18 protein-coding genes are annotated in these 25,619 nt (G+C 45.9%); 7 read left to right on the forward strand and 11 right to left on the reverse strand.

The features are described from left to right. Positions 1–139: 139 nt before the first annotated feature. From ABDB91_RS17240 to ABDB91_RS17270, 7 genes are all read right to left on the reverse strand, one after another. Entirely contained in the window at positions 140–862 is a 723-nt protein-coding gene (locus ABDB91_RS17240) for an SBBP repeat-containing protein (RefSeq protein WP_347488903.1), read from the reverse strand. A 448-nt stretch (positions 863–1,310) separates the two neighbouring features. Beyond that, the gene (locus ABDB91_RS17245; protein WP_347488904.1) at positions 1,311–2,189 is read right to left on the reverse strand and encodes a formate/nitrite transporter family protein; all 879 of its coding nucleotides are present in this window, start codon (positions 2,187–2,189) and stop codon (positions 1,311–1,313) included. 241 nt (positions 2,190–2,430) lie between these two features. After that, on the reverse strand, positions 2,431–3,567 hold the full coding sequence (locus tag ABDB91_RS17250; protein ID WP_347488906.1) for a cache domain-containing protein: 1,137 nt from the start codon (positions 3,565–3,567) through the stop codon (positions 2,431–2,433). Between the two features lie 291 nt (positions 3,568–3,858). Beyond that, a complete protein-coding gene (locus ABDB91_RS17255) occupies positions 3,859–4,245 on the reverse strand; it encodes a retropepsin-like aspartic protease (RefSeq protein WP_347488907.1) in 387 nt (128 codons plus the stop codon). Positions 4,246–4,649: 404 nt separating this feature from the next. Beyond that, positions 4,650–5,141 (reverse strand): sigma factor-like helix-turn-helix DNA-binding protein, encoded by a 492-nt coding sequence (locus tag ABDB91_RS17260; RefSeq protein ID WP_347488909.1) that lies wholly within the window; start codon positions 5,139–5,141, stop codon positions 4,650–4,652. A 932-nt stretch (positions 5,142–6,073) separates the two neighbouring features. Beyond that, the gene (locus tag ABDB91_RS17265) at positions 6,074–7,141 is read right to left on the reverse strand and encodes a DUF4179 domain-containing protein (protein ID WP_347488910.1); all 1,068 of its coding nucleotides are present in this window, start codon (positions 7,139–7,141) and stop codon (positions 6,074–6,076) included. Then, positions 7,134–7,673 (reverse strand): RNA polymerase sigma factor, encoded by a 540-nt coding sequence (locus ABDB91_RS17270; protein ID WP_347488912.1) that lies wholly within the window; start codon positions 7,671–7,673, stop codon positions 7,134–7,136. Before ABDB91_RS17270 ends, ABDB91_RS17265 begins: the two co-directional genes overlap by 8 nt. A gap of 356 nt (positions 7,674–8,029) precedes the next feature. Here ABDB91_RS17270 and ABDB91_RS17275 point away from each other — a divergent pair, with 356 nt between their 5' ends. Further along, positions 8,030–8,659, forward strand: a complete 630-nt coding sequence (locus ABDB91_RS17275; RefSeq protein ID WP_347488914.1) for a hypothetical protein — start codon at positions 8,030–8,032, stop codon at positions 8,657–8,659. A 60-nt stretch (positions 8,660–8,719) separates the two neighbouring features. Here ABDB91_RS17275 and ABDB91_RS17280 read toward each other — a convergent pair whose 3' ends face one another. After that, the gene (locus tag ABDB91_RS17280; protein WP_347488915.1) at positions 8,720–9,499 is read right to left on the reverse strand and encodes a copper amine oxidase N-terminal domain-containing protein; all 780 of its coding nucleotides are present in this window, start codon (positions 9,497–9,499) and stop codon (positions 8,720–8,722) included. Positions 9,500–11,141: 1,642 nt separating this feature from the next. Here ABDB91_RS17280 and ABDB91_RS17285 point away from each other — a divergent pair. Then, a complete protein-coding gene (locus tag ABDB91_RS17285) occupies positions 11,142–12,179 on the forward strand; it encodes a heparan-alpha-glucosaminide N-acetyltransferase domain-containing protein (protein ID WP_347488916.1) in 1,038 nt (345 codons plus the stop codon). A 189-nt stretch (positions 12,180–12,368) separates the two neighbouring features. Here ABDB91_RS17285 and ABDB91_RS17290 read toward each other — a convergent pair whose 3' ends face one another. Both ABDB91_RS17290 and ABDB91_RS17295 read right to left on the reverse strand, forming a co-directional pair. Further along, a complete protein-coding gene (locus tag ABDB91_RS17290; protein WP_347488917.1) occupies positions 12,369–12,629 on the reverse strand; it encodes a hypothetical protein in 261 nt (86 codons plus the stop codon). Further along, entirely contained in the window at positions 12,626–12,910 is a 285-nt protein-coding gene (locus tag ABDB91_RS17295) for an AbrB/MazE/SpoVT family DNA-binding domain-containing protein (RefSeq protein ID WP_347488919.1), read from the reverse strand. The genes ABDB91_RS17290 and ABDB91_RS17295 overlap by 4 nt, the downstream gene beginning before the upstream one ends. A gap of 331 nt (positions 12,911–13,241) precedes the next feature. On the opposite strand from ABDB91_RS17295, the gene ABDB91_RS17300 reads away from it, so the two are divergent. The 3 genes from ABDB91_RS17300 to ABDB91_RS17310 are packed head-to-tail and all read left to right on the forward strand — an operon-like array spanning position 13,242 to position 18,217. After that, positions 13,242–16,043, forward strand: a complete 2,802-nt coding sequence (locus tag ABDB91_RS17300) for a DUF6603 domain-containing protein (protein ID WP_347488920.1) — start codon at positions 13,242–13,244, stop codon at positions 16,041–16,043. Between the two features lie 3 nt (positions 16,044–16,046). Continuing rightward, entirely contained in the window at positions 16,047–17,339 is a 1,293-nt protein-coding gene (locus tag ABDB91_RS17305; protein ID WP_347488921.1) for a hypothetical protein, read from the forward strand. Beyond that, entirely contained in the window at positions 17,336–18,217 is an 882-nt protein-coding gene (locus tag ABDB91_RS17310; RefSeq protein ID WP_347488922.1) for a hypothetical protein, read from the forward strand. Before ABDB91_RS17305 ends, ABDB91_RS17310 begins: the two co-directional genes overlap by 4 nt. Here the strand turns inward: ABDB91_RS17310 and ABDB91_RS17315 are convergent. Beyond that, positions 18,189–18,809, reverse strand: a complete 621-nt coding sequence (locus ABDB91_RS17315; RefSeq protein ID WP_347488923.1) for a hypothetical protein — start codon at positions 18,807–18,809, stop codon at positions 18,189–18,191. The genes ABDB91_RS17310 and ABDB91_RS17315 overlap by 29 nt on opposite strands. A 128-nt stretch (positions 18,810–18,937) precedes the next feature. Between ABDB91_RS17315 and ABDB91_RS17320 the strand changes: the two genes are divergently transcribed. Both ABDB91_RS17320 and ABDB91_RS17325 read left to right on the forward strand, forming a co-directional pair. Beyond that, positions 18,938–22,171 carry a Hint domain-containing protein gene (locus ABDB91_RS17320; protein WP_347488924.1) on the forward strand — a complete coding sequence of 1,078 codons (3,234 nt, stop codon included), beginning with the start codon at positions 18,938–18,940 and terminating at the stop codon, positions 22,169–22,171. After that, on the forward strand, positions 22,172–25,618 hold the full coding sequence (locus ABDB91_RS17325) for a hypothetical protein (protein ID WP_347488925.1): 3,447 nt from the start codon (positions 22,172–22,174) through the stop codon (positions 25,616–25,618). Position 25,619: the final 1 nt, after the last annotated feature.

Raw genomic sequence — 25,619 nt, forward strand, 5'->3', positions numbered from 1 at the left:
ATAATTATTAATTACCTGGTATTCTCTTAAAACTGTTTTTCTTTGCCGCTTTTAAAAGAAAGATATCATACAAGAATTTCTTTAGTTTATCAAGGCCGATTGGATTTGCTTGTTTTTTTTACTCCCTATTCCTTGATCCTCATAAACCGCCGGCGAATTTTGAGACAAAGACGTCTTCCGAGATAACGCCATGTCCAAGATAGTATGCTGATCCCGCAATATAGACATTGCCCGCGCTGTCCATGGCTATAGAATGAGCGTGGTTTTCACCGCTTCCGCTACCTTCGTTGCTTCCGCCAATGCCGGTGGAAGCTAAAAGAGCGTTTAAGCCGGGGTCCAGTTTTGAGACGAAAGCATCATTGTGGGGAAAGTCATCGGAGCTTGTCATCCCTGCCACGTAAACATTAGCCGCACTGTCTGTGGCAAAAGAAGAGGCTGCGCTAATGAAGGTGGCTGCTAAAAGAGTGCTCAGGTCGGCGTCAAGCTTAGTGACGAAAGCATCTCGCTCATATTCCTCATCATCCAGGGACGTATCATACGCTTCGGCGGTGGCGGGGAAATCTGCGGAGTGAGTATATCCCGCTACGTAAACATTGCCCGCGCTATTCACGGCTAAAGACATAGCGCAGTCATTTTTACTTCCACTGATAGATGTATAGTCCAGCAAAGGGTCGGTTACCAGGGGACGGGACCTGTCGTAATCTTCCGCCCGGTTGTTTGTATTTTTTTCGGCCTCAATACCGGTCCCGGCTATGGCGGCATCCGAATCGCCAGCTTCACCAATAGCAGCGCAGGACAAGCTTACGCCGATGATCACTAAAGCGGATAATAAAACTTGCCCCATTTTTAAAAAGTTTCGCATTGTCCATTCCTCCTTACCCCTTTTTTTTACTGACGAGCAAAACATAATTTTGTTCCAACTTTTAAAGGACGCTCCAATCCCTATGTCAGAAACTGAGTTCCTAAATCTATTATCGTTAGCTAAACAAAACGATTCAGAGGCAACCCTCAGCCTAGGGTGTTTTTCCAGGAAAATATATTGGCGTTAAGTCGTATATCCACACGAATCAGGAATTGAACTTTCGAGAGATCACAAAAAATCCCTTATTCTAACACAAGATGAAAAGGGATTTTGATGTATTCGAAGAGGCAGGCTCTGGCGCCGGGTGTTAAAAAGTTGAAAGATCTAAAATTTTCAACCTTTCAACACCCGGCGCCTATCAAGAAGAGAATCTCGTGCGTACTTCTCGAACAGGCTCTTTAAGAGACCACATTATAGTAATAAGAGCAAAAAATAATTGACCGGAGCCTTATCCAATGAACTCATTGGCTGCGGTGGAGCGCTGTGGGGACTTAACGTGTTTTTCGAGGACATAATCTTTGGATAGATTGTTGACTTTTATCCGGGAGGCCGTATTCTTACCGTAAGAGATCAAATATGCAACGCCACAAAACAGAGAGCCTCCCACGATATTGCCCAGGGTAACGGGCAGTTCGTTATTCAGCCAAAATTGCGTCCAGCTTACGGGTGCTCCGGTGAATATCCCTAACGGGATGAAAAACATATTAGCTATGCTATGTTCAAAGCCCATGGTTACAAAAGCCATGATCAGAAACCAGATGCCGGCTATCTTCCCAATTACGTTATCCGAAGCTATAGCCAACCAACAGGCCAGGCATACCAGCCAATTGCAGCCCACTCCGCGCCAAAATGCTTCATAAAAACTTAAATTTGTTTTTGCCAAAGCAGTTTTTTGTATCCAATTCAGCCAGGGGTCCACCGTAAATAAGCCGGTAGCAACCGACATGAAGTAAGCGATAAATAAAGCACCGAAGAGGTTGCCAACATAAGAGTAAAGCCAGTTTTTAGCAACACTGGGTACGCTTATTTTCCTCTGGACAGCTCCAACCGTACCGTAAAGAATGTCTCCGGTAAAAAGATCAGCCCCGCCTATAATAACCATTATAAGCCCTATCGGGAAAAGCGCGCCTCCAATAAACTTAGCCAGAGTGCCGAAGATATCCGGCGGAAGTCCTGCTACCACAGTTATCATCAGCATTGCTCCGAATGCAATATAAGCCCCGGCAAGAAAACTTAATGAAAGCGTTTGCGCGATTGGTGTTTGAGCGCGCAATATGCCGATGTTTCCAGCTTCCTCCAATATCTGAGCTGGTTTTGCCACTGACATATGTACTACCTCCTTGATTGGTTTTTACATGATTGTATCTTTCCGCAATCACTGAGGCAATAATTTGTAAATTTAAAAAATTAAAAAGTTACTTATAAAGGTTACAACCCGTGGAGTTATATACATAAAAATCACGAATTATCCCAGGATATATGTAACTTAAAAGGGAGCGAACAATTACATAATTCTAAAATATTAGAATAAAATTTACTTCAAATAAAGTAAATAAAAAAAGTTTTTATCACTCTATTAATTTATATAACTTTAATGGCCTGCCGATCGGACCATATTGCAGTTCCACCTTAACCATGCCGCATTTTTCTATGAAGTCCAGATAGCGACGAATGGTTACTTTAGTTAAGTTAATATCTTCCGCTATTTCGGAAACAGATAATTTGCGGTCTCCGGCATTTTTTAAAAAGTTAACTATTTGTTGCAAGGTTGCTTCATTAAGGCCTTTGGGAAGAACGCCCCAGGGCTCCTTTTCTCCAACAAGCGGGTTGCTGCCGGCGTATGCATTTTCTTTAGCAGCAATATGTTCGCGGTTTTTTTCCGAAGAGCCGTTACTTTCCTGGGGAACAGAGGCTCCGGTAGCCTTGCTGATTTGATAAGTTAAAGCCTGCATCCATTCCACCATCTGGTTAATAGACTGAGCAAGCTCGCCAATCTCATTCATACTATTAATCCGGGTGTGGGGGGAAAGATCGCCCGAAGCAACTTTTTTGGTCTCGGCCGTAAGCAACTTTAACGGATTAATTATAATCAGCTGCGTAAAATAGCGTGTTCCCGTGAAAACCAGGACCGTTAAAATAACGACGATAATAGACATGCTCTTTAGGGAACCATACAGCATTTCATTGAAAAACTTTTTAGAGGTACCCACATAAAACATGCCGACGATATTTTCCTTATCATCCCAAATAGGTGTATAGGCTGTTTGATATTTCTCACCCAGTACTTCCGCTTCGCCAAAGTACTCTTCACCGTTGGTAAGAACTTTCTGTGCTACCTTATCTGATGGATGGGTTCCTATTGCTCTCTCGCCGTTTTCTTTTCTAATTGTTGTTGTTACCCTGGTGTTTCCCAGAAATATAGTACAGGTATCACCAGTCAGCGTACTAATATAATCAACGGGCCCGACATTATTATTCATTTTCATATCGCCCTTATAAAGCACACCATCTTCAATTCTCCATGAACCGGGATATTTGACGTTTAAAATAGCCTGTCCCGTGGCTAGGTCGCTCTTTGCCTTGGTAGTTGCGGCCAATACCGCAGTTTCTTTAATTTGAACCACTGTGGCGGCCATAAAGCATGCTGCCATAATTAATATTGTTGACACCACAAGTATTGTAATCTGTTGTTTCAAAGACTTCATAAAAAATAAGCCCTCCAAACATGAGCTTTTAAAATTTATAATAATTTAAAATTCTCTTTATAATATTTAATTCCTTCAAAAGCAGACATGATTTAGTTTCATTAAACCCTCATCGGTCAACAGCAGTGAATAAATGGGAAAAAGGGACGTCTCAATTCCTATGGCGAAAACTGATAGCCTTAAGTCAATATATTCATACAGATCAGGAAGGCACCATGCAAAGTATGATTTTGGAGTTAATTGAACTCTTCAAGAAGTCGGATTAAAAAATCCCCACCAATGTTGATACCATTAAACTGCTTCAAACATCCTTAGATTTTTCAAATCTAGAATTACCCCAGCTTCCATCAGCAAGTCCAAACCTAACAACCCATTAATGGTTCCGCCGAAATCAATCTCGCCAATATCAACCTTGCAATCTTTAATCTTGAACCCGTTAAACTCCACACCGTCAACCTGTTTAATCACTGAAAATTGTTTACCACCGATTCCAACGCTAATGATAATCTCATCGCTATCTTCAATACTTATCCCAATTTCCTCTGCTGCATCTGTAGAAACAATTGAATAGCTGGCACCCGTATCAATTACCATTTTATCAATGATTTTTGCCCTGCCTTGATAATATATCTTTACCGATGTATATAGTAATCCATCTGCCAAATTTATTTTTGCCATCAGATTATCCCTCGAAACCCTGGAGTAAATCGAATTTTTATCCTAATTTCCTCTTTGGAAGTATGGTAAACTAAAGTATCGCCCTTGCTTTTTACTAGTTCTCGTGTAGCTTCCTTGGGGTCTAAGATACTACGGATTACAGCCACATCATCTATGACTTCATAATTATCTTCAGTATGTGATTGTAAGATTTTCATTAGGACGAATTGGTTAGGGTAAAGCCTACGAACTTCTGTCCAGATCATAGCTAATCACATCCTTTTTGTTTGGATTATATCATACTTGAAAATAATGTCATCAGAATGATTATTAGCGAATGTGATATTTTCCCCAAATATCCAGGCATATTTTTCAAATGCCCCCCCTTTAAGCTCATTTGGCCTTTTTCCTTGCACAATTGCAATTTACTTGGCAACAGAATATTTTTCGGGCTGTCCGCTTTGTCCCAAAAGGCATGCTAATTGTTTTCGCAATGCCCACCGTCCCGTATTTAACAGCCGGGATACCGGCGTTTCTTCTATACCAATCAGCTCTGCTATCTCGACATAGTCCAGCCCTAATACTTCCCGCAAAACCAATACCAGCCTTTCCGCAGGCGGCAGCGTTAAAAGAGCTTCCTGAACTTTATTTGTACTATTGCTCTTTCTCGGCGGGCTTTTTTTATTTTTAGATGAATTTTTACCCGGACTGGATATGGCTTTATTTATGTATATTAAACAGAGGCTTTTCAAAGCTATGTTTAAATTTATATTGTCATTTAGTACGTTGAGAACATCCTTTAATAGCTTTTGGGTTTCCCTATGATTGCCGGTTAATCTGTAGCCAGTGTTATAGAGCAAATTTACTATTTGTTCAGAGGAACTACCCCGCTTAAACTTTTCCCTCATTTTGGGCATGCTCCCTTCTCCTTCTCGTTTAAAATTCGGTTTAACGTACGGCGGTTTAGAATCAAACTCGGCATTCTCCCCCACACTTCACGACTGCAAAGTAATCCGGTCGTTAATTTACTATCTCTATAAATATAGACGTTAGAAATAGAGAAATAGTAGGATTGAATTTGAAATTTTTTCATACAATCTTTAAGAGCGGGAAATACGCCATACAAAGCATTATTTTAGAGTTAATCGAACTCTTCAAGAAGTCAGATTAAAAAATCCCTTATCCAATAAAAAGGAGAAGGGATTTTTTTTATAATTTAGGTTGTATTTCTATCGTCTAATTTACCTTAATAAATGAAAGGGTCAACTGAAAAGGAATTTTATGATTTGGGAACGGCCATAAGATTCCTTCGTTCCCTTCAGTGGTCTTTTTTGAAATTATTATTGGAGAGGAGGTGATTGTAATGCTATATACTTCACCTTTCAGTATATCAGGTACTCCCAAATTCTATCCATCCAATGGTTCGCTTCCTGTAACTGGAGGCACCTCAGCAACAGTGCAATTTGGGGACATAAGCGGCTCCGGGTGGTCATTTGGAGTACAATTGTACAACGTGAATACCGATAACTATACTCCCGTTCATGTTGTGACTTCAAGTAACCCGTCTACTACCTTTACTGACTTGGTTGATGGAAATTTTAAAATATACGTTGTTAATAATCAGCCTGGAACCTCTTGGTCCGGTACTATTTATATGTTGTATACGTATCTTGGATAAATTGCATGATAACGCAGGAAACGGCCCGTTCACTTGCAGTGGGCGGGCCGCTTCCGTAACTTAAGGAACACGCGAGACCATTAAGCATGTAGAACAAAATTCAATATATCTTACGGTTCCTGCAGTAACCAGTTAATCTAAATATTGTAGGAAGCATCATTTTAAAGATATTCAATTGAGTGGCACGGTAACGGCCAATTGTGGTATGTGTGGACAGTTTTCTTCCGTGACACCCTCTTCGTACATGACCGCCAAAACAGGTTCAATAATAATGGACTTTACATCATCCGGCGGCGTTATACATCTCAGAGTTACATCGTCCCAAACCAATTCATTTCCGATATTTTCAGGCTCTTTTTGGATATTAATAAGCTCTCCGGATCCAATGAATTGGTGATTTAATGCATAAACGCTAAAAAGCATGCCGTTTAAAGGCATATAGATCGGAAGTCTGTTGTTCATCTGTAGTGGCTGGCGCACTTGCAGCGAAATGGTTGTATATACCGGCCCTTTATTTACTTTGTTAACAGTGATGGTAATCCCATCATGGGTTTTGCTTGCATCCTTAGGATAAAATGTTTCAACGGCATTATCTATCGCTTCGCTGGAAACAGGAACAGATAGCGTCCAATCTCCTTTTATTGTACCTACCTGGTGAATAGGAATCGTCAACGTGCCGTCTCTAGACACCTGATCAAATGACAGGTACCAAATGATATCACCACGGTATGTATTTGGCGATACCAAATAATCTTTCCCCGTGGCACCATCAATGGGAAGCGGTTTACCGTTCAATAGAATTTTTGCCACAGTAAGGTTTATTTGTGAAACTTCAATCGGTTCATACCCTTCCGGCACCTGAATAGCATAAATTAATATCACCTGATTGCCATCGTAATAAGCTTTTGGCACAGACACGGTAATTCCTTTGTCAGTTGCCGATGGGTTAGTCTCCGACGCGTACCGGTTGAGTTTAGGGATATCAGTAAACGAATATAACTCGCCAATAATGGGTACCTTTTGCAATACCTTGGCCATTACCGGCGAAACGAAACCTGAAACACCAATCGCCACCATTAATAATATTGCGGCACAGGCTCCGTAAGCAAACCGTCGACGTTTCCAATTTGCTTTTTTACGTGCGCGCCTGTGACCCTGTTTGACTTGTTTCCATGTCATTTGAGGCACACTTATACGGGCAGCGTCTTCCATTAACGCTTTGCGGAATATGTCAGACATACTGAATGCCTCCTTTCGTTTCCCCATTAATCGCCTGAGCAAGTATATGTCGCCCACGATTCAGGCGATATTTAAGCTTTCCCAGTTTCCATCCGGCGGCCTCGGCAGCCTCGGCCTCCGTACATCCCATGAAATGTACCAGGACAACGGCGGTTCTCTCGCCATATGAGAGATGCCGCATGGCCTCGTCAATGAGCATTCGGTGTTCAGCCTGCAGGATATCGTCGCTTTGGCTGGAAAGACGGATTTCGTCAATATTGATAACGGTTTTCCGCTTGCGCACTTTGTCCAGGGCTGTGTTTACTAATATTCGGTAGAACCAGCCGCGAAACGCGCGTACATCCTGTAATTGTTGTCTATGTACATAGAGTTTAAAAAGCGCATCCTGGGCCACCTCCTCCGCATCGTGCTGGTGCCTGAGAATCAGCCAGCAGGTTCGTACAGCTTGGTCCCAACTAAGCTGGAATAATTCCTCGTACGCTTGCTCTTCTTTATGGCGCACACGTTCGATAATTTCCTCCGGTATATCCACCTGATTCACTCCCCTCTATAATATAGACGCTGGAAATGGAGAAATAGTAGGATTGAATTTGAATTTTTTTTGCAATCCCTACAGCACGATAAAAACCAATAAAGTATAGTTTTAGAATTAATTGAACTTTTCAGGAGATCAGATTTAAAATCCCTTATCCAATAAAAAGGAGAAGGGATTTTTTTTATTTCAGGTTGTATTTCTATCGTCTAATTTACCTTAATAGGTGAGAAGGTCAACTGAAAAGGAATTTTATGAGTTTGGGAACGGCCATAAAATTCCTTCGTTTCCTTCAGGGGCCTTTTAAACTTGAAGAAGTTTCTAATTATCACTAATTAAAAAGGAGAATGTTTAAAATGGCCGATTACGCATACCGAAGAATTTCTACTAAAGCAACTGGATATCGAAAGATCGAAGCTACCATTCATTTGCCCAATTCATCCGATATCACGATAGCCAGCGGACAAACTCTCTATAATTACGTAGGAATGAGAAAGGATACTGGCGCAACGTTTGATTTTGAATTCGGATTTGGTTATGATCCGGGGGCAGGACTGGGAACACAGTTTTGTCTATACAGAAGCATTGTACCTGGGATATTTCAGTATGAAACGTTTCGCGCAAATCCCGGAACAAAGTACAGACTTCTTATTGCGTCTGAAAACGGAACAATCAAGTGCTATGTTTATGACTCAAAAAACGCTGAGGTCTTCCAAAAAAATTACATTGTGGCAAACGCCTTAAACAGCGGTTCAGGTCAAGTTGTCCGCCGCATGTCAACGTTGATAGTACCCACTGGTGGATCGGCTGTGGGTAGAAATAACCGCTGGTCGAATACACTTGTGGCAACTTCTACCACAAACAATTACGCAACCAGTTCCAATTGCAACCAAGAAAATATAACAAGTCCACCCGATCAACCGTGGATCTCTGTAACTCCCACCAACCCGTACTACAATGAAACGGTAAACCTGGACATTCGTTAAAATAATCTCTCCTTAGTGAAGAAAAACGCCGCTACAACAAAATTGTAGCGGCGTTTTTGACTACTGAAGTTTTGCGGCAATTTCTATGAGCTTTTCCAAGGCATCGGGATGGATCAATAGAACCATCACGCTTTCTCTTTCATATTCCATCAATATGGATGCTTCCTTGAGCAATTGATATAAGACATTATTTTCCAACTCGCTTGCAGTCAACACCTGCTCTAAAATGGATCGGTAATTTAAAACAGAACGATAACCTTCTTCGATTGCATTCATCTTCCCGGTTATCCATTTGCTGAAATCGTCAGGGGTACCATTAGGAGGATAATCATAAGAGGCATCCAGCCAAGTCAAAAAAGTCTCGATGGAACGTGACGCGTCTTGACCAAGGCTGTCAAGCTGAACAATTAATACTTCCTTCGCTTCAGATTCCCATTTGACGATGGAATTCAAGGATTCGGAGATAACCCGAACTGGAACCATCACTCTATTGTGGATAATACGTGGCGCAACATCCCCGGTAACTGTCTGTCCATTTACGATGAGCCTGATTCCATTTGCACCTTCCGGGGAAGTACCGGGATTATCGGTTTGGGTATTATTTACGAAAACGGTTTGGGTATCGGAGTCCCAATGAACGGAATACCCTATTTCTTCGGAAATCAACCGTAAAGGAACAAGAACACGGCCATTAACGATAGCAGGGTCAATATCAGAAGAGATCACCTGGCCATTGAAATTAATAAGTAGGGAACTCTCCGCTAAAGCGGGTTGAACGCCTATAGTAATACCTAGGATTAGCATCAATATCAACAGTTTCTCGGGTAAGGATTTAAACACGATAAATACCTCCCTTAGCCTCAGATAGAATTTTCTTAGAAGAAATTACTATGATCTTTTTTCCACTTAATTTCTCGACAAACAAAACGATAATTTTGTTCCAACTTTTAGGCATTTAGTTCCAGTACTTTCCGTAGAATGCTGCCGAATAAATATGATAATATCTCATATACAACTGAAAACATTTATACATCTGTTAACGTCATAAATGTTAAATGGTGCTTACAATGAATTTCGTCAATGTTTATGGGCATAGTCCCTTCTCCTTCTCGTTTAAAATTCGGTTTAACGTGCGGCGGTTTAAAATCAAACTTGGCATTCTCCCCCACACTTCACGACTGCAAAGTAATCCGGTCGTTAATTTACTATCTCTATAAATATAGACGTTAGAAATGAAAAAATAGTAGGATTGAATTTGAAATTTTTTTATACAATCTTTAAGAGCGGGAAATACGCCATACAAAGCATTATTTTAAAGTTAATCTAACTCTTCAAGAAGTCGGATTAAAAAAAATCCCTTATCCAATAAAGAGTACAAGGGATTTTTTTATTTCAGGTTGTATTTCTATCGTCTAATTCACTCCCCTGCAAAAAGTAGCAGTTCCGTGAGCAATAAAACGCTTCGCGATGCACACAAAACGCAAAAACAGCGTTTTGGCGCTGCAATTCTCCGGTTTTCTGTGACTTTCGCTTCGCTGCACTCACAAAAAACACGTCGCGTTTGTCACCTATGAACAGTAACATTTTTCGCTGTTACTACCTTCGGCTACATGTACAATTCTTGACAATCACAAATTTAGACTATATTATTTATTTAAAGAATATCACTCCTTTTTAAATGGGAATACTGGAGCTAAAGAACGGCGTGTGGTGCCTCACCTGTCGAGGTTTTATCTAAACCCTTGAAACTGCGGGAACAGTTTTAAGGGTTTTTAATTACTTCCGCCGATCAGCTATTAGCACAACGAAGGTTAGCAGAAGGATAACGGCTATTATGGTTTGAATTACGTCAGATACTACAAGCATTTCTGCCTCACCTCCTTCTTAGGATGTTTCCATCCCCGGCAGGTGAGGCCCGTTCTTAGTCCAGTATAGCCACATCTATTTTACCATAAATTTCCCCCCTTAGCACAAATTAACGACAGTGGGACGTCTATAAATCTTAAAGATTATTTTAAGAATTTGGAAGTCCCTCGTTTTTGGCGTCCTTTCTTACTTGGAATCCTTCAAGTTCGCCACCAAAGAGGTAATAATTGTAGCGTTGAAATACATCCCTTGCTATGTTTAAATTTATATTGTTATTTAGTATGTTGAGAACATCCTTTAATAGCTTTTAGGTTTCCCTATGATTGCCGGTTAATCTGTAGCCAGTGTTATAGAGCAAATTCCATATAGTAAGGAGATTAGACTTTTTTAGGAGGCAGTGCAACTTAAAACTGGGAACCTAATATATATAATTTCGTCTATAAAGTAAACGACTGGTCTTAGGGGCCGCGGGGTAAATAATTGTGAGGTAAACAAATTTCCTGTGCACCTGGACTGGTGACAACGCTAAAACCCGGTATGCCGGAGCAAGATTGGGTAAAAGCGCAGGGATTGGCGTTAATTTTTATGCTTAGCGTAACGATGGGAGGATTGGCAGGTGCTGGTAGATAATTTGTCCGGTACCCCTGTCCGGGGTCGGGACAACCGGGATTATAGTCTTGATATTTTGCGGGGAATCGCCGTAATTTTAATGATTTTTCACCACGTGGTAACCTGGCTGTATACAGATTCCATACGGGACATAATCACTATCATCGGTCGCATCAGTGTTGGAGACATAGCGGCGCCCATTTTTTTTACTGTTTGCGGGATGTCTCTCTATTATTCAATTAATGTCATGCAAGCTAAACATCTGGGAACCGTTAATATACTGAAAAAGTTGGCGCAAAGAAACCTAAGGCTTTATTTCATCGGCTTGGTTCTTGGTCTTGTCGCTTTTGGGCAGAGCAGCTTTTTCTATTGGGGGGTGCTGCAGTCACTGGCCGCAGCCGGCTTTTTAGCCGGAGCACTGTATCTTTTACCGGCCCGCAAGACAGTGTTGTTATTTACCGGCTTTTTATCCTTGGCGGGGTACTACTTTTTTCATCCCTACGCTTATTTATTACCGGCTAAACCAGGCCGAATTCTGTTGGGTGATTTTTCGCTGGTTCTTTTAACCGGGTTTTTATCTATAGGCTTATTTATGGCCACGTATGTTTTAACTGGTAATTATAAACCCCCAACTATGGCCGCCGCAAGTTTATCATTTACGGCATTGGGCCTGGTGGGGCACTTTACCGGGTTTTTGATCACCAGATTTCCCGCATCCCCCAGTTATATAATTTTTGCAGTGGGCCTGACATTGCTGATGTATGCAGCTTTGCTCTTTGTAAAGGCAGATGGCGCATATGTTTACCCGGCCGTTTGGGCCGGCAGAAACGCCCTCAATATTTTTGTCTTGCATTACCTGATCTATGTTTATGCCAAATATGCAGACCTGCTTAGCTCATTTAACGGGCCTTACTCCGTGCTCGTCGCCTCGGCGGTAACGGCTTTCTTTTTGCTGCTCAGCAAATGGATGGTCTGGCCGTTTGCGGCCCGCCACCGCAATAATAAGTTCCAATGCGGCAATAAAGGACAAGGGATTTTTTTATAATTTAGGGAGTGTCTGAAAACAGCAAACCTTTCCGATATATCGGACGGTTATATTTTTCAAATAACGCTCCCCGCGCTTCCTTGTCTGATGGGTGTTCGCCTGTAAAATCCAAGCCTTTTCCATCTTTGTGCCGCAAGATACCTGGGATGGTAATGCAATCAATTGCGGTTCTCCTAAATGATTTGTGTCTTACGGATTTTTCAAAGTCTTGTCATGCTCTCCACAGTTTCTTAAAGTAATTATATCTTCTTCCCAGTCAAATGTAATGCGTAGTCCCATGGTGGCGCTCGCTTCCCATATTCTTTTAGTACCTTGAATGCGCTTAACTCCTAAAGACGGGTGATAAATATTATCCAACATTAAATTAATAGCTTTTTTTATAAAATCCTGTTGCTGTGCATCCATTTTTTTGTACATTCGTTTAAAACGTTCAGTTCTTTGGAATTTCATTGATCTAAGTCCTTTAGAAGGTCTTCCACGTTTTCAAACGATTTAACCTTTCCAGCAACCACATCTTCCTCTGCTTCTTTCTCGCCTTTTTGCCACTCACTAGTCCAGAACCATGTTTGATCAGCGGGAATTAGTTTCATAGGAATAAGGATAACTTTGCCATCTTCTATTTGCACTTGAAAAATATCTCCATCGTTTAATGGTATGTTGTGTTCTTTTAGCAGTCCCAGACTCACTACGCCCCGCTTCTGTACGATTATATTACCTACTACTTGACCCATGACGCTCACTCCTATTTGCTGCCGTTTTACGGTAATACCGTTTTCCATCATCTTACAGCGGAAAAAAATTATAGTCAACCTATGCATATTAAAAAACAAAGAATGGTATTTTCTTTATGTTAGGTCTTATGGAGACGATAGTTAAAAACTATTTAAGCGTATTTTTTATTTTTTAAAAGGAAAATGAGACCATTTAGCGAATTGGCGTATTATAGCAACCAAGTGCCGGCATTTTTGTAAATGCTGGCTATTTGTCTTTTTGCGGGCGATAACCTAAAGATAAGTATTGCTCTGCATCCCGGCAGGGTGGGAGATTGATTGGAGGAAGCCAATGGGAGATGATAAGGATTTTGGATTTGGCTTATTTGGCGAGTTCAGTATCAATAAGATACCGTTTATATTTTCTTACATCGCTTCCTCACCCTCTACCCTCCGGGCACACGGCGGGCACACAGCTAAAAAAAAGGTTATGGCGGGAAAATGGGTCAATCAAGACGAACATACTTTAAGCTTGCTTAGTGTGGGGGAATCCTTTAATCAGGGAAATCTTAAACTTGAGATACCCGATGTTTTTGATGATTGGCCGTTTGTCTTAGACAGTATCGGGCTGTCCTACAATTTTGGCGAACACCAATTAACGCTGGAGATTAAGGTACGGGAGTATGGCGCCTTAACCATATCCACCGGGGGCGGGGATGTTCGAACCTACGCCTTTGGACTGGAGCTGGAGAATGCCTTTTTTTATTTGCGCCGGCTTCCTGTGATCGGGTCATATTTATCCGGCGAGGATGGCGTCGGTATCAAGACCTTTGACGTTGAGTTTAAGCCCGGCAATTATATAAAGATTGGTTCGCTGGCTAAATTGGTCATCCAAAACAATGCCTACGATCTTGATATATCTTATCAATATGATCTTCCGCATAAAAATTACCTGTTCCAGGAGGAGGAAAAGAAGCAATCCTCGGTTCATTGGCTTAATTTCCAGAAAGAGCTGGGCTTCTTGTCCTTTCACCGGATCGGCTTTTCCCTGGAGGGGCATAAGATATATCTGTATTTGGATGTGAGCTTCTTCTTATCGGTTATTACGGTCGATGTCCTTGGCCTGAATATCGGGATTCCCATGGATAAGAAGGAAAGCTTCAGCTTTGGCCTGCAGGGCCTGGCGTTAAGCCTGTCGAAGCCCCCCCTGTATCTGGCGGGCGGCCTGTATATTTCCAAGGATGGAGATATGCAGGTATACAGCGGCATGATCCAGATCCGCTGCGACAAATTCGGGCTGGCCGCGCTTGGCTTATATGGACAGGCTCCCAACGGCGATACGACGCTGTTCATATATGGATTAATTTCGATACCCCTGGGCGGGCCTCCGTATTTCTACATCAAGGGCTTGGCCGGCGGTTTTGGCTTTAACAGAGAGATCATTCTGCCTTCGGATGTTGCCAAAGTAAGGGAGTTTCCTTTTGTTGCAATTGCTTTGGGAAATGAAACAAAGTTGAAAAAAGGGGATACTCCCGGCGAAGTGCTTAAGAAAATGCAGCAGCAAATCATATATAAGAAGAGTCAATATTTTGTTACGGTGGGCGTAAGCTTTGCCTCCTTCGGAGTCATTGAATCCTTTATCCTTCTGAATATCCAGTTTGGCGCCCGCTTTGAGGCGTCTATTCTGGGAATATCCAGTTTGGCGCTGCCGCCCAAGGTCTCGCCCGTGAATCCAATCGGTTACGCTGAGCTGGCCGTCAAGGCGGTTTTGGCTCCCGATGACGGCGAGTTCAGCATTATGGCGGCTTTGACCAGTGAATCATATTTGTTTGATAAAAACTGCAAGCTGACCGGAGGCTTTGCCGCGGCTTTCTGGTGGAAAGGCGATTATGCCGGAGATTTTGTCATTACCGTCGGCGGCTATCATCCGGAATTTGTTAACAAGCATTATCCGAAGATTGACCGGGTGGGCATTAACTGGAAAATAGACGACCATCTTTCCCTGAAGGGCGGCGCTTATTTCGCCCTGACTCCTTCCTGCATCATGGCGGGGGGAGAGCTTTCCATTACCTATGAATGGGGGAAGCTGAAGGCCTGGGTATATGCTAGAGCCGATTTTCTGCTGCAATGGAAGCCGTTTCATTATGATATTGCCATAGGGGCCAGTATTGGAGCGTCTTACCGGGTGGATTTTTTATTTGTCCATCATACCTTCACCATCGAGCTTGGCGCGGATATGCATATCTGGGGCCCGGACTTCCAAGGGGTAGTACATATCAAGTGGTTTATCATCTCTTTTACCATTACGTTTGGCAAGCAGCAGGGCGATTATAAGCAGACAATTGATTGGACGGAATTTCATGATAGTTTTCTGCCGCAAAAGGAGCATAAAGCTGCCCTGCCAGGCAATGACGCCGGGGATGAAGGACTGCGGCTGATTGACATCAAGGTGACCGGCGGCTTGCTGAAAGAGCTTCCGGAGAAGAAATCCAATTTGGTAAGCGCGCATTACCTGAGGCTGGAGATACATACCGGCCTCCCCTGCACGGATGTTTTGGTCAATAACGCAACCAAGAGAGCCTATACGAACGGCTTGGGAATTGTTCCAATGGGCATCGCGGGCTATACCTCTTGCCTGAATATTACGCTGTGCCGTGAAGGGGAGACGGATGGCGTACCGGTTGAGGCGGAGGTAGTTACCGGGAATATTCCCTCCGCGCTATGGGGAACCGCAAAGCCGGATAAAAACAGCGGGTTAATAGCCGGGGTTCCCATGGGGGCCGTCTTAAGCTGTCCGGCCAACAGCCCGGAGGGCATATTGCCGCCGGACGGCAAGCTTTATAAAATGCGAACGCTGACTCAAAATGAATATCTGGAAATTCAAGGCTTCCAATGGACAACTCCGCTTCCGGCGGAGGGGAAGAAGTACGACGAACAGCAAGCCTTTACGATTCTGGCGTCTACCATCTGCGCCGGGAGCGAGGTGAGAAAGCAGCTGTTGGATGCCCTGTCCGGTGTTTTTTCTGTGCGCAGAGAACACCAAAACAATATAAAGAGATGGGCGGAGCATGCAGGCGATATATTACTGGCGCGGCCGGTCCTGAAAACGACAGGCGATTGGCATACGGAAACGCCGCAAAACAGGGAGGTATAAAAGGTGAGTGATGAGAGCGGTTCGGTTGTATTTGCCAGGAAAGCGGCGCCTCCCCTGGCCAAGGGCGATTATGTCGTGGAGGTTGCCCAATCGACTCAAAATATCGCGGATTGCAAGATTGCCAATGCGCAGCTGAAGATAACCGTAAGCTGTGACGGCTTCGCGTTGAGTAGGGATGAGATATATTCCGTATATCCTCCCGACAATGCCGTGGGAACCTTTCATTTGGTCATACCGCACGCGGTATTCAAGCGGCGCACTCTTCCCTGGGAGCGCCGCATCACCGGCGGAAAATCGGCGGCGGAGTTTAAAGAGCTGCCCTGGCTGGCGCTGCTGGTATTTGATGAAACGGAAGATGCGCAATATAAAACAATGTCCCGCCGGGAAGCGTTTAAAAAGCTTCCGGGATACTATTGCCCCTTGCCGGCCGTGTGCCCGGAGGGTGCGGCGGAGGAGGTTACCGGGGAGGACTGCGGCGTATTGGATATTGAGGCGCAGCTTTTTCATGCGGTCTGCCCGGGCAAGGAAGACCTTGTCTATATGTCCCACGCCAAGGGCGTCAGCCTGGATGACAAAGTGACGGACAGCACCGTGATTGATGACTGGTTTTCCTGCGCGCTGGCCAACCGCTATTTGGAGGGAACTTCAGGGGAAGCCGTAAAGCAGACGGCCTACGTCGTATCCCTGGAATACTTCGGGGAGTATCTGGATAAAACACCGGCGGAGCGGGCGGCGATGACGGAAAGCACGGTGCGGATTCCCGTGCTGTACAGCTGGCCTTTTTATGTGCGGCAAGAAGACTTTGATTTTGCGTCCGTGTTTAAAGGGCTGAACGCGGACTGCCTCATTACGGCCGCCGCCAAAGAGGCCGGGGGAAACAACCTGTTGGCCATGGGCTATACACTGCTTGACCATGAGCTGCGGGAGGGCAGTAAAACGGTGTCCTGGTACAGGGGGCCCTTAACCCCTTGCGGGATACCGTTGCAAGCCCATATCCCCGGGTGCTTTGCGGACGCGCTGCTTAGATATGACCCCGCAACCGGTATGTTTGACACCGCTTATAGCGCGGCCTGGCAGCTGGGCAGAATGCTCGCCCTGCGCAGCAAAGCCTTTGCCGCCGCCATGGAGAAATGGAGATACACGCATAAGCGAGAGGCGGCAAGATTAAAGAATGAAAGGCTTCTGTCGGATAAAATAGGCTCCGATACCCGGGCTGCCGTGCAGTCCATGCTGGAGACATTCCTGGACAGTCAGGAGCGGCAGGAAGCTCTGAAAAACGGGGGGCGGGGGAAATGAGAAAAAGCTGGGTATCCAAAACGAATGATTACGCGGATCTTTTTAAATTTCTGCGCCCGGGAAACGCGGATATTGATTTTCCGCAGCCGGTCATCGAGCAGCTAAGCAGATGGAGTATCTTAAATGATGTGCCCTTCCAGTATTATGTCCCGCGGGAAGACATGCTGCCGCGGGAAACGGTGAGATTTTTCCATGTGGATCACAACTGGCTGCTTAGTCTGCTGGATGGCGCCTGCAGCATAGGCAGGACCACGCATATCGACTACACCCACGATATGGAGATTATTGGACAGGTTTATCTGGAAGCCCTGGCGCAGAATGTGAATGTGCGCAGAAAGCTGCAGCGTAAACCGGAGCTTGTATCAAGCGCCGGGGACGCCTTTCCGGTATGTACGGGCTTTCTGCTCCGGTCCGAGCTGGTGAGGGGATGGCGGGGGCTGGAGTTTAAAGCCTACGACAGCTGTACGGATACAACGCCCGCCCATGAGCTTAGGGCAATCCGTATTGAGACCTTAAGCGAGAGTGTGCTTCTGGTTATTTACCGGGGCTTGATTAAGCGGGTAGAGATTGCCCAGCCGCCGGAAGGGCTGCATTACGGGTTTGCCGCGGGATATACAAAGAGTCTGCGGTATCTGTCTTCGGGAGAAATCATCTATAAAGAGACACAAGGGGTAAAGGAAGCGGTTACCGTTCCCATCACTGTGAAAAGTCACCGGGTAATTGATTGGCGGCAGTCGGCCCATAGCATAGCCGGGGCATTATCCCAGGCTGCGCCAGAGGAGCCGACGCCTAAGGAGGATGCCGCCTTAATCGCGCTGCAGATGATCCAGAACGCCTATACCGGAGTTATTAAGCATTCTGGGCAAGATAATCCTTGATATTAACCAGCTTCATCCGTTCCAGGATCTTCTTTTTATCGGTTTTCCAGATAGCCACGGATACTTCTTTTAAATTGAAAATGGAAAAGTTGGCCGGGAAAAGTCCTTCCGTTATGATAACTAACTGAAAAGCATATTCGAATTGATTCGTGGCTCCCTCATCCGGTTTGGCAGGATCGGGTCCCGGCGTATGGCAGTAATAAAGGAAGGCTTGCTGAAGTTTAACCCGAATGGCAGTGGGGTCAAAGCTTTCAAGTTTATTATCGGGTTGAACCGATTTCAAATCATCAAGGGATTTGGTTAAATCCGCCGCTTCCACTTTCGGTACGTCGGCAGCGCCGGATTTGTTAATTAAGTCATTTACTTGATCAACCATCTCCTTGATGGACATGCTGTTATCCGTATCCGGCGCGGTGGGGATAATTAAGAATTCATAGCTTGAGCCGGTTTTGGAGAAGGCGGCCGTCAGATCAGTGCCGATTAAGGTAAAGGAGATACCGGCTAATATGTTGGTTGCCACGGGAGCGGGGGCAGGGTCGGCGAACATGGCCGCAGTGGTAGGGGATGATACGGTTACTTGATTTTCGTCCATTTTCATGGCTCCTTTCATGGAATATGTTGGTTATTCTTTGCTACCTATATCATGCTCTCACCGCATATGGTTGTCAATGATTTTAGTAAACTTATAATGAAGAAAATAATATTGGAAGGAGATGCAAAATGATGACGAAAGCGGACGCTCTGAAACTGGCGGTATTGGACGAAACAAAAAGACATAATGGAAGCCTGAAGCTGAACCCTCAGAATCAACAACATTTTGACTATCTGGTGGAGATCCTCGGCGGAACCGACAAAATCAAAAAGAAGGCGCCGGGCGTTTATGCGCTTTTGCAAAAGCAAAGCAAAGAGGGGTTAAAAGACGGTTCACCGGGCAAATTGAACGGCTTATATGACAGCGTGAAGGTTCGCAATATGGTTTTTTACGGCCGGGATGCCAATGAATTACGGGATGAACCCGTACAGTTCCGGATTGACTCCGATGTATCAGCCAGCTATGTCGCTCCCAAGGAAGGCATTATTGTTAATATTGATGTGTTCGATGAGGATGGGCGGCCTATTTTTAATGATATAGCGGATGTCGATCAACCGGTGGATAATGTATATTCGGCCGCTTTCCCCTGTGCTATTGCCCGGGAGCTTCCGGAGGAAGGAAAAACATACCAGGTAATGGCTACCTTTATAGCGGCCGGGCAAGCCTCAAACGGCCGGACGCTGCTGCAAAGCCAGACGTCGTACTTATCTCAGGTTTATATCGCCAAACAGGATAGTTTTGTAGATGCGTTTAAGACGGTCAGTCCAATCCTGAAGAGAGATGTGAGTAAGGACAGCCCGGAATATAGAGATCTGGTAAAAGATAAAATTGTGGTTGCCTACCAGCGGTCCAGTGTAATTAAAAATTGGGATTATTCTACCGATCAAGACTTGATCACCGGTTCCGGAGATGATGAAAAGATACAGGTGTGGCTTCCGGTAGAGTTTAGCTTTTCCGTAAAAGGCGATTATTTTATCGGGCGCAAGGGAGCGGATGGGAAGCCGGACCCGCAAGCGGGTTATCTGGATAAGGAAACAGGATTTCGACTGGAAATTGAACGTTTGGACGGCAAGGGCGGCGTTGTACATAATTTTTGTAATTTTGAGGATATCAAGCAGACGGTGGAGGAGTTTGATAAGGATGGCTACCCGCGAAAGGTTAGCTGGAAAATGCCGGAGCTTTGGCATGATGTTTTGCTCAGGCAAGGGCTGGTCAACCGGTTCACCGGCGCGGATATCTATTCCTGCTTTCATATGCAGGTATCCGCCAAGAAAAAGGATTTGGATGTGGTGACTACCTTGATTATGGAAAGCATGAAGGTCACCCCGACCCCAACCACGCTCCAAAGCAAGGCGCTCTACATTCAGTGGGGCTGCCTGGATGGGGATACAATGATTTGCCTGGCCGGCGGCAGCCAAAAGCGGATTAAGGATATTCAGCTCGGCGACCTGGTTTATTCCATGGATAAAGCGCCCGCCAAGGTTATTAACATTTATTCCGGAACGGACAACAGCATTTACAGGCTAACCACGGAGAGCGGAAAAACCGTGCTGGCATCCAAAACTCATCCGCTTTTCATTGACGGAGAGATGAAGAAGGCGTGTGATGTGCGAATCGGCGACCGTATCCTGACCAGGGACGGCTATGAGACAGTTATGACCGTCCATATCAATGCAAAATATAGAAAGAAGGTATATAACCTCGTATTTGAGAAAGAGACCGCCTTCTTTGGCAATGATATCGTAGTGGGAGATTTTGCCGCCCAGCAAAGACTGGAGAGGGTATTGAGCTGTCAGGAAGAAAAGCCGGAATTTTCCGAGGCAACGGTCGGCCTCTATAAAGAAATGAAACTATTGGCGCAAAGGGAACAGGAGATAGTTTACGCCGGCTGCGCGGTTCCGGAGAGCTATGGGCTGCATTATTTCGCGGTAAAAACAATCGCTCTGCTGGCCGGCTTTGCCGAGGGGGATGCCCAGCGAATCGCGGAATATTCCCAGTTTACCGGCGACCAAGCGGCGGAGGGAAGCATTTCCGTCAGTGAAATACCGGAGGAACTTCAGGATATTTGCACCAGGCAGGGGGACCACTGGGATGTTCCCGTCTATCCCACGGCGATGAAGGACTGGAATGATTTAAATGAGGTTAGGAAAAAGACCGTGCAGGAGAAAATATTAACGCCTTTTCATTATTACGCGCCGGATGTCAAGGCTGCCGGAGAGGATGACCCGGGATACCGTGTCGTATTTAATCCCGCAAGGCTGCAGAAGAGTATGCGGGAGGTAGTAAAGGCATATCAAAAGGCGGTGAGCGGCCAGGACGCCGATTTACAGAAAGCCTGCCTGATGAAGCTTGGCATGCTCATGCACATCCTGTGCGATACCTATCTGCACCAAAATCTTTGCGGAATCGATAACTGGAGAAATAATCTTACCTTAATTAAAGCCAACAGTGATGTCTCCTATGCGGATTTAACCGGCCGGTACAAATGGGCGGACGGCTCCGGGGTAACACCGGCGGGTCATACCCAGGTTAAGTATGTCTGCAATGACAGCTGGGTGAATTACATCTATGGCTACCCTCTGAAAAAAGAGGACAAAAAGCCTTATACGGCCACCTTTACTTGCCGGAATGACAGCGGCTTGTTAACCGCGTGCAAGGTTGTTTATGGGATATTATTGGATTGCCTTAATAGAGGTCCCGTGGATGAGGGATACTGGTCTTCTACCGTCTCGCCGGTTTTATTCGATGGCTTTCATCAGGAGACCAGGAATTTTAATCAATTAGTGAGCACATGGACGAACCGATATCCGGCCGGCAATTATCAATATGACGGGGCGGAAATATTTGACCGGCTGAAGAACGGCGACCCCGGGCAGCCCGAGGACCCCGAAAAGCATTATGAATTGTTCCAGTATACTTTATTTGTCTCACAGCTGTTGAAAACCTCCGCACAAAGTCTGGCGGCGGAGAGCAAGTCAAGCATTAAGCTTCTGAAAGCAAAAGAAAAGGATGGGAAATACGTCATTAAGCCGAAAAAGAAGAAGTATACCATGGAAGTCAAGGGATCACTGCCGTTTTTAAGTACCGGATTATCAAGTCTCACCCTGGAACTGTATGATATGCAGACTTCAAGAGTCATTCAGACCGCGGTGCACAGCGGCAAGGGCAATTCAGTTACCACCGGACTGGAGCTGGATAAGGATATGGTATCGCCGGAGGCGGTGTATCTGCTGCGCGCTGCCTTTGATTATGCAGACAAAAAAAATAACGCGCATAGCGAAACACAAGATTTTAATATCGTATTCCAACAATACCCTAGTGGGCACACAGTAAATAAAGGCAAAACGGAGGGCGCAGGATAAATGGCGGATACATTGCTGATACCTGTGGATGTCAGAGCAATCATGGTAGGGGCCAATCCCACGGTACATGTATATTCCAATATGGAAAATAATTTTATGGCCCTGTATAAGGATTCATTTGATAACAACATAGAAAGCGCTTTGTTTCAGGTAAAAGCACAGGAGAGGACAGGTATCCACCTGCACTGGAGCCTTCCCGACGGGCTGACCCGGGGGAAAGAACAGCCGGACGGCGCAATAGGATATCCCATTGTGCCCAATCGCTGGCTGGTCATCCGGTTATGGGAAAATGATGTTACGCATAAGGTAGCGTCCAGAGCGTTTTTGGTGCAGAGCGACCAATTGCTGGAGGATTGCAATGCGCAATGGTATAACGAATTCAGCAAAACTTATCCGTATCTATATGACGAAGGGCAGCCGTGGCGGTATCTGGGGCGCAGCTTTCCTTTAGAGGAAGAGGTGGTTGGGGGAGAGCCGGTACGATTAACGGCGGTAGGGCCCGGTACGCCGCATTTTGCCGCTTATTATCCGTTTTGCGAAAATGTATTCGGCTTCTGCGATACGCTTATAGAGCCCGGAGGGCAGCTTGCCGGTGTTAATCTTACCTATGTGGTTTGCGGATATTACCAGGATGTCAAGAATGATGAACAGGAACCGCTCAGTAATATAAAAAGCCTTGGGGAATGCGAGGCCATGTTCGGGTGGACGCTGCATATGGACCCGGAGCCGGAATTCCCGATGTCCATGTTATGTCATGGCATGATCTGCGATTTGCCTTGGATTGACGGCGCCACAAGATATGAGACGGGCGTCCCCTCCGATGTACCGCCCGGCCGGACGGTGATTGAGCCCAGGCTGGCGGTGGGCAATACCTCTGCGGAAGCGCTCGCGGCATTGCAGGACCCCGCCAAGCGGGCGGGCGGAACAGATGAACGGTTAATGCAGCTGCTCATGAACGATGAAATCTGGAAACTGGCTGCGGCGGACGGGGTGTTGGACGCGGAAATAGATTTGCACGGCAAAGAATTTGAGGTGGTTAAGCCTCAGGAGCTCCTGGACATTAAGAAAAAGGAAGGCAGAGACAATGCGGTGAGCCCCGGCCGGGAGGCAATGTCGCTGTTGGCTTCCATTAGAGCGCGGCAGCGGGAGCTGCGGCATAGGCAGGGAGAGTTGGAACAGCAGCGCCGAGCTGTTTATGAAATATGGTGCTATTACACCTTGGCTTATTTAAAACACAATCAAGCGGCAACAGGCAGTCTGGGACAAAAGATAAAAGACAGGATAGCGCTGATCGAACAGCTAAATACCGCCATTGAACGTACGGCAACCCTGATTGATCATGATAAAGCCCTGTTTCTGGCCATGCTGGGAGAGGATTATGAGACGGTCGATAAGCCGGACCAGCGTTTTTATGTGCCGAACAATCCGGTTCTGCTTATGTCGGACATTGACCGGTATTATGCCCATGGATTTGACGGGCGTTATGCGGAGGAGAATCTATTGGTGTGCCGGTGCTGTGCGCAAATTATCACCCGGATGCGCATCGGTCCCATTGAAGGTAAGCTTCCGGTTCCGGTCTTGGTGGAGCCGCGGGATTTTTTAGAAAAGGGCGCGATTACACTGCCGCATATAGGGGAGCTGATGGAAGAGGCTTTGCTGCTCAGCCTGTCCTTCACCAGGCTGCTGGCGGAGCAGGTTTGTCAAGCCGCGGGAATTACCGATCCGGAGACGAAAAAGTATATTGAAGAAACAATCCGCGCCATGCAAGTGAGCGGTCAGGGTTATGATGGAGCGGTTCCCTCCAAGGTCGCCGTCAACTATTACAAAGCGGGATGGTACCCGCTTTTCCTGGAATGGGAGGTATCCTTTTATCCGGATGAGGATATCTTATGCGCCGCGCCGGATTTCCAAAACTGGGCATTCGACGCGGTGGATTATCGCTGTATTGCCGGGGAGCGCATCATCCAAAGCGGCAGGGAACGGACGCTGGACGGGAGAATGCTGATTACTCCGCACGCGGCGGGGCAGTTATCCTATCAGATCAGGCAGGGAATGAAAGGCAGTGAAGCTTTAAGTCAGAGGGCGGAGAGCCTGAATATTCTCTCCCAGGCCATCAGCGGGCTGAATGAAGAGTTTTTGATGCGTAAGCAGAGAATTCCGATGGCGTTATATGCTTCGGAAAATGAGGATGCGGCGATGGTGGAGCTGGTGCGCCGGTATGCGGGCGAGTTTTGCGATACCCAGCCCCTTTATCAGGAAGTGTTTGCACCTGTCAGAGCGGGATATTTTCATTTTAATAAGATTTGGATTACCGATTCCTTCGGCCGTTTTCAGGAATTGAACCGGCCCGATGTCTACGCCTCCGAGACGATGCGAAGCGGGGAGACTGCTTTGGTGAAGGATGTCATGCTGCCGCCCAGGCTGGTGCAGCCCGCCCGGCTTATGTTCCAGTGGATCTGTAAGGACCGGGAGGAGGAAGCCGGCTTTGTGGATACCGCGTCGCCGATCTGCGGCTGGCTGATACCCAATCATTTTGATCAAAGCCTGCAGGTGTTTAGCACGGAGGGCAATGCCATAGGCAGTTTGCAGGTTGTTGATTTCGGTACGGGTATGGCTTGGAAGAACGCGCCGGGAACACCGTTTGCGGCGGAAATTCCAAAGGATATTAATCCTGAGCTGTACGGCTTGTTAAAATCTTTGCTGGACGCGGACAGCAGTGCGTTTTATCAATGTATGCAGTGCATCGACACCGCCTTTAGCGATATGAGCTATGCGTCGGATAAACCTACGGAAGCGCTTTTTGTCGGAAGGCCGCTGGCGGTGGTAAGAGCATCGCTGCAGCTGCAGCAGTATGGCTCGCCGGAACGTTATAAGCAGCTGGAGGAATTAAAGAAAGCGCCGGATCCTACGGGTATAACAGATATTACCAAGGCCGGCTTCATTGTGCGGCTGGGTATGCAAAAGCACAGCGGGGATGGGATGATCGGCTTTTATAAAATGAAGGACGGCCGGGTGGACTACGGTACCTTTTATTCGAGCCGGTGCAGGGGCAGTGAGGGCCTGGTTTCGGATGATAACAGCCTTACTCTGCAAATCTGCGCCAGGGAGCCGGAGAAGCTCACCATCTTGATGGAAGCCTCGGGCTCGGTATTTATCGAAAGCGGTATCCTTCCGGTAAAGAAGGTATGCCTGGCCAGGGAACTGGTCGGCCAGGCTTTGGACAAGCTGTATTTTACCATATTCATGCCTTCCGTAATCACAGGGAAAGCGCATATGCACATGCCGCTTTTAACAATTGACGGTAAAAGATGGGAGTGGGTTAGCGCCCGCGATGATAAACTGTGGAATCAACCGATTGTTCCGGATAACACCGACTGTAAGGCGTTTTACAGTGCGGGGCGGCAGCAAATCATCGAGGGCTGGCTGAAAATGAAACAGGATGAATGAG

The organism is Desulfoscipio sp. XC116, assembly GCF_039851975.1.
Lineage (GTDB): Bacteria > Bacillota > Desulfotomaculia > Desulfotomaculales > Desulfallaceae > Sporotomaculum.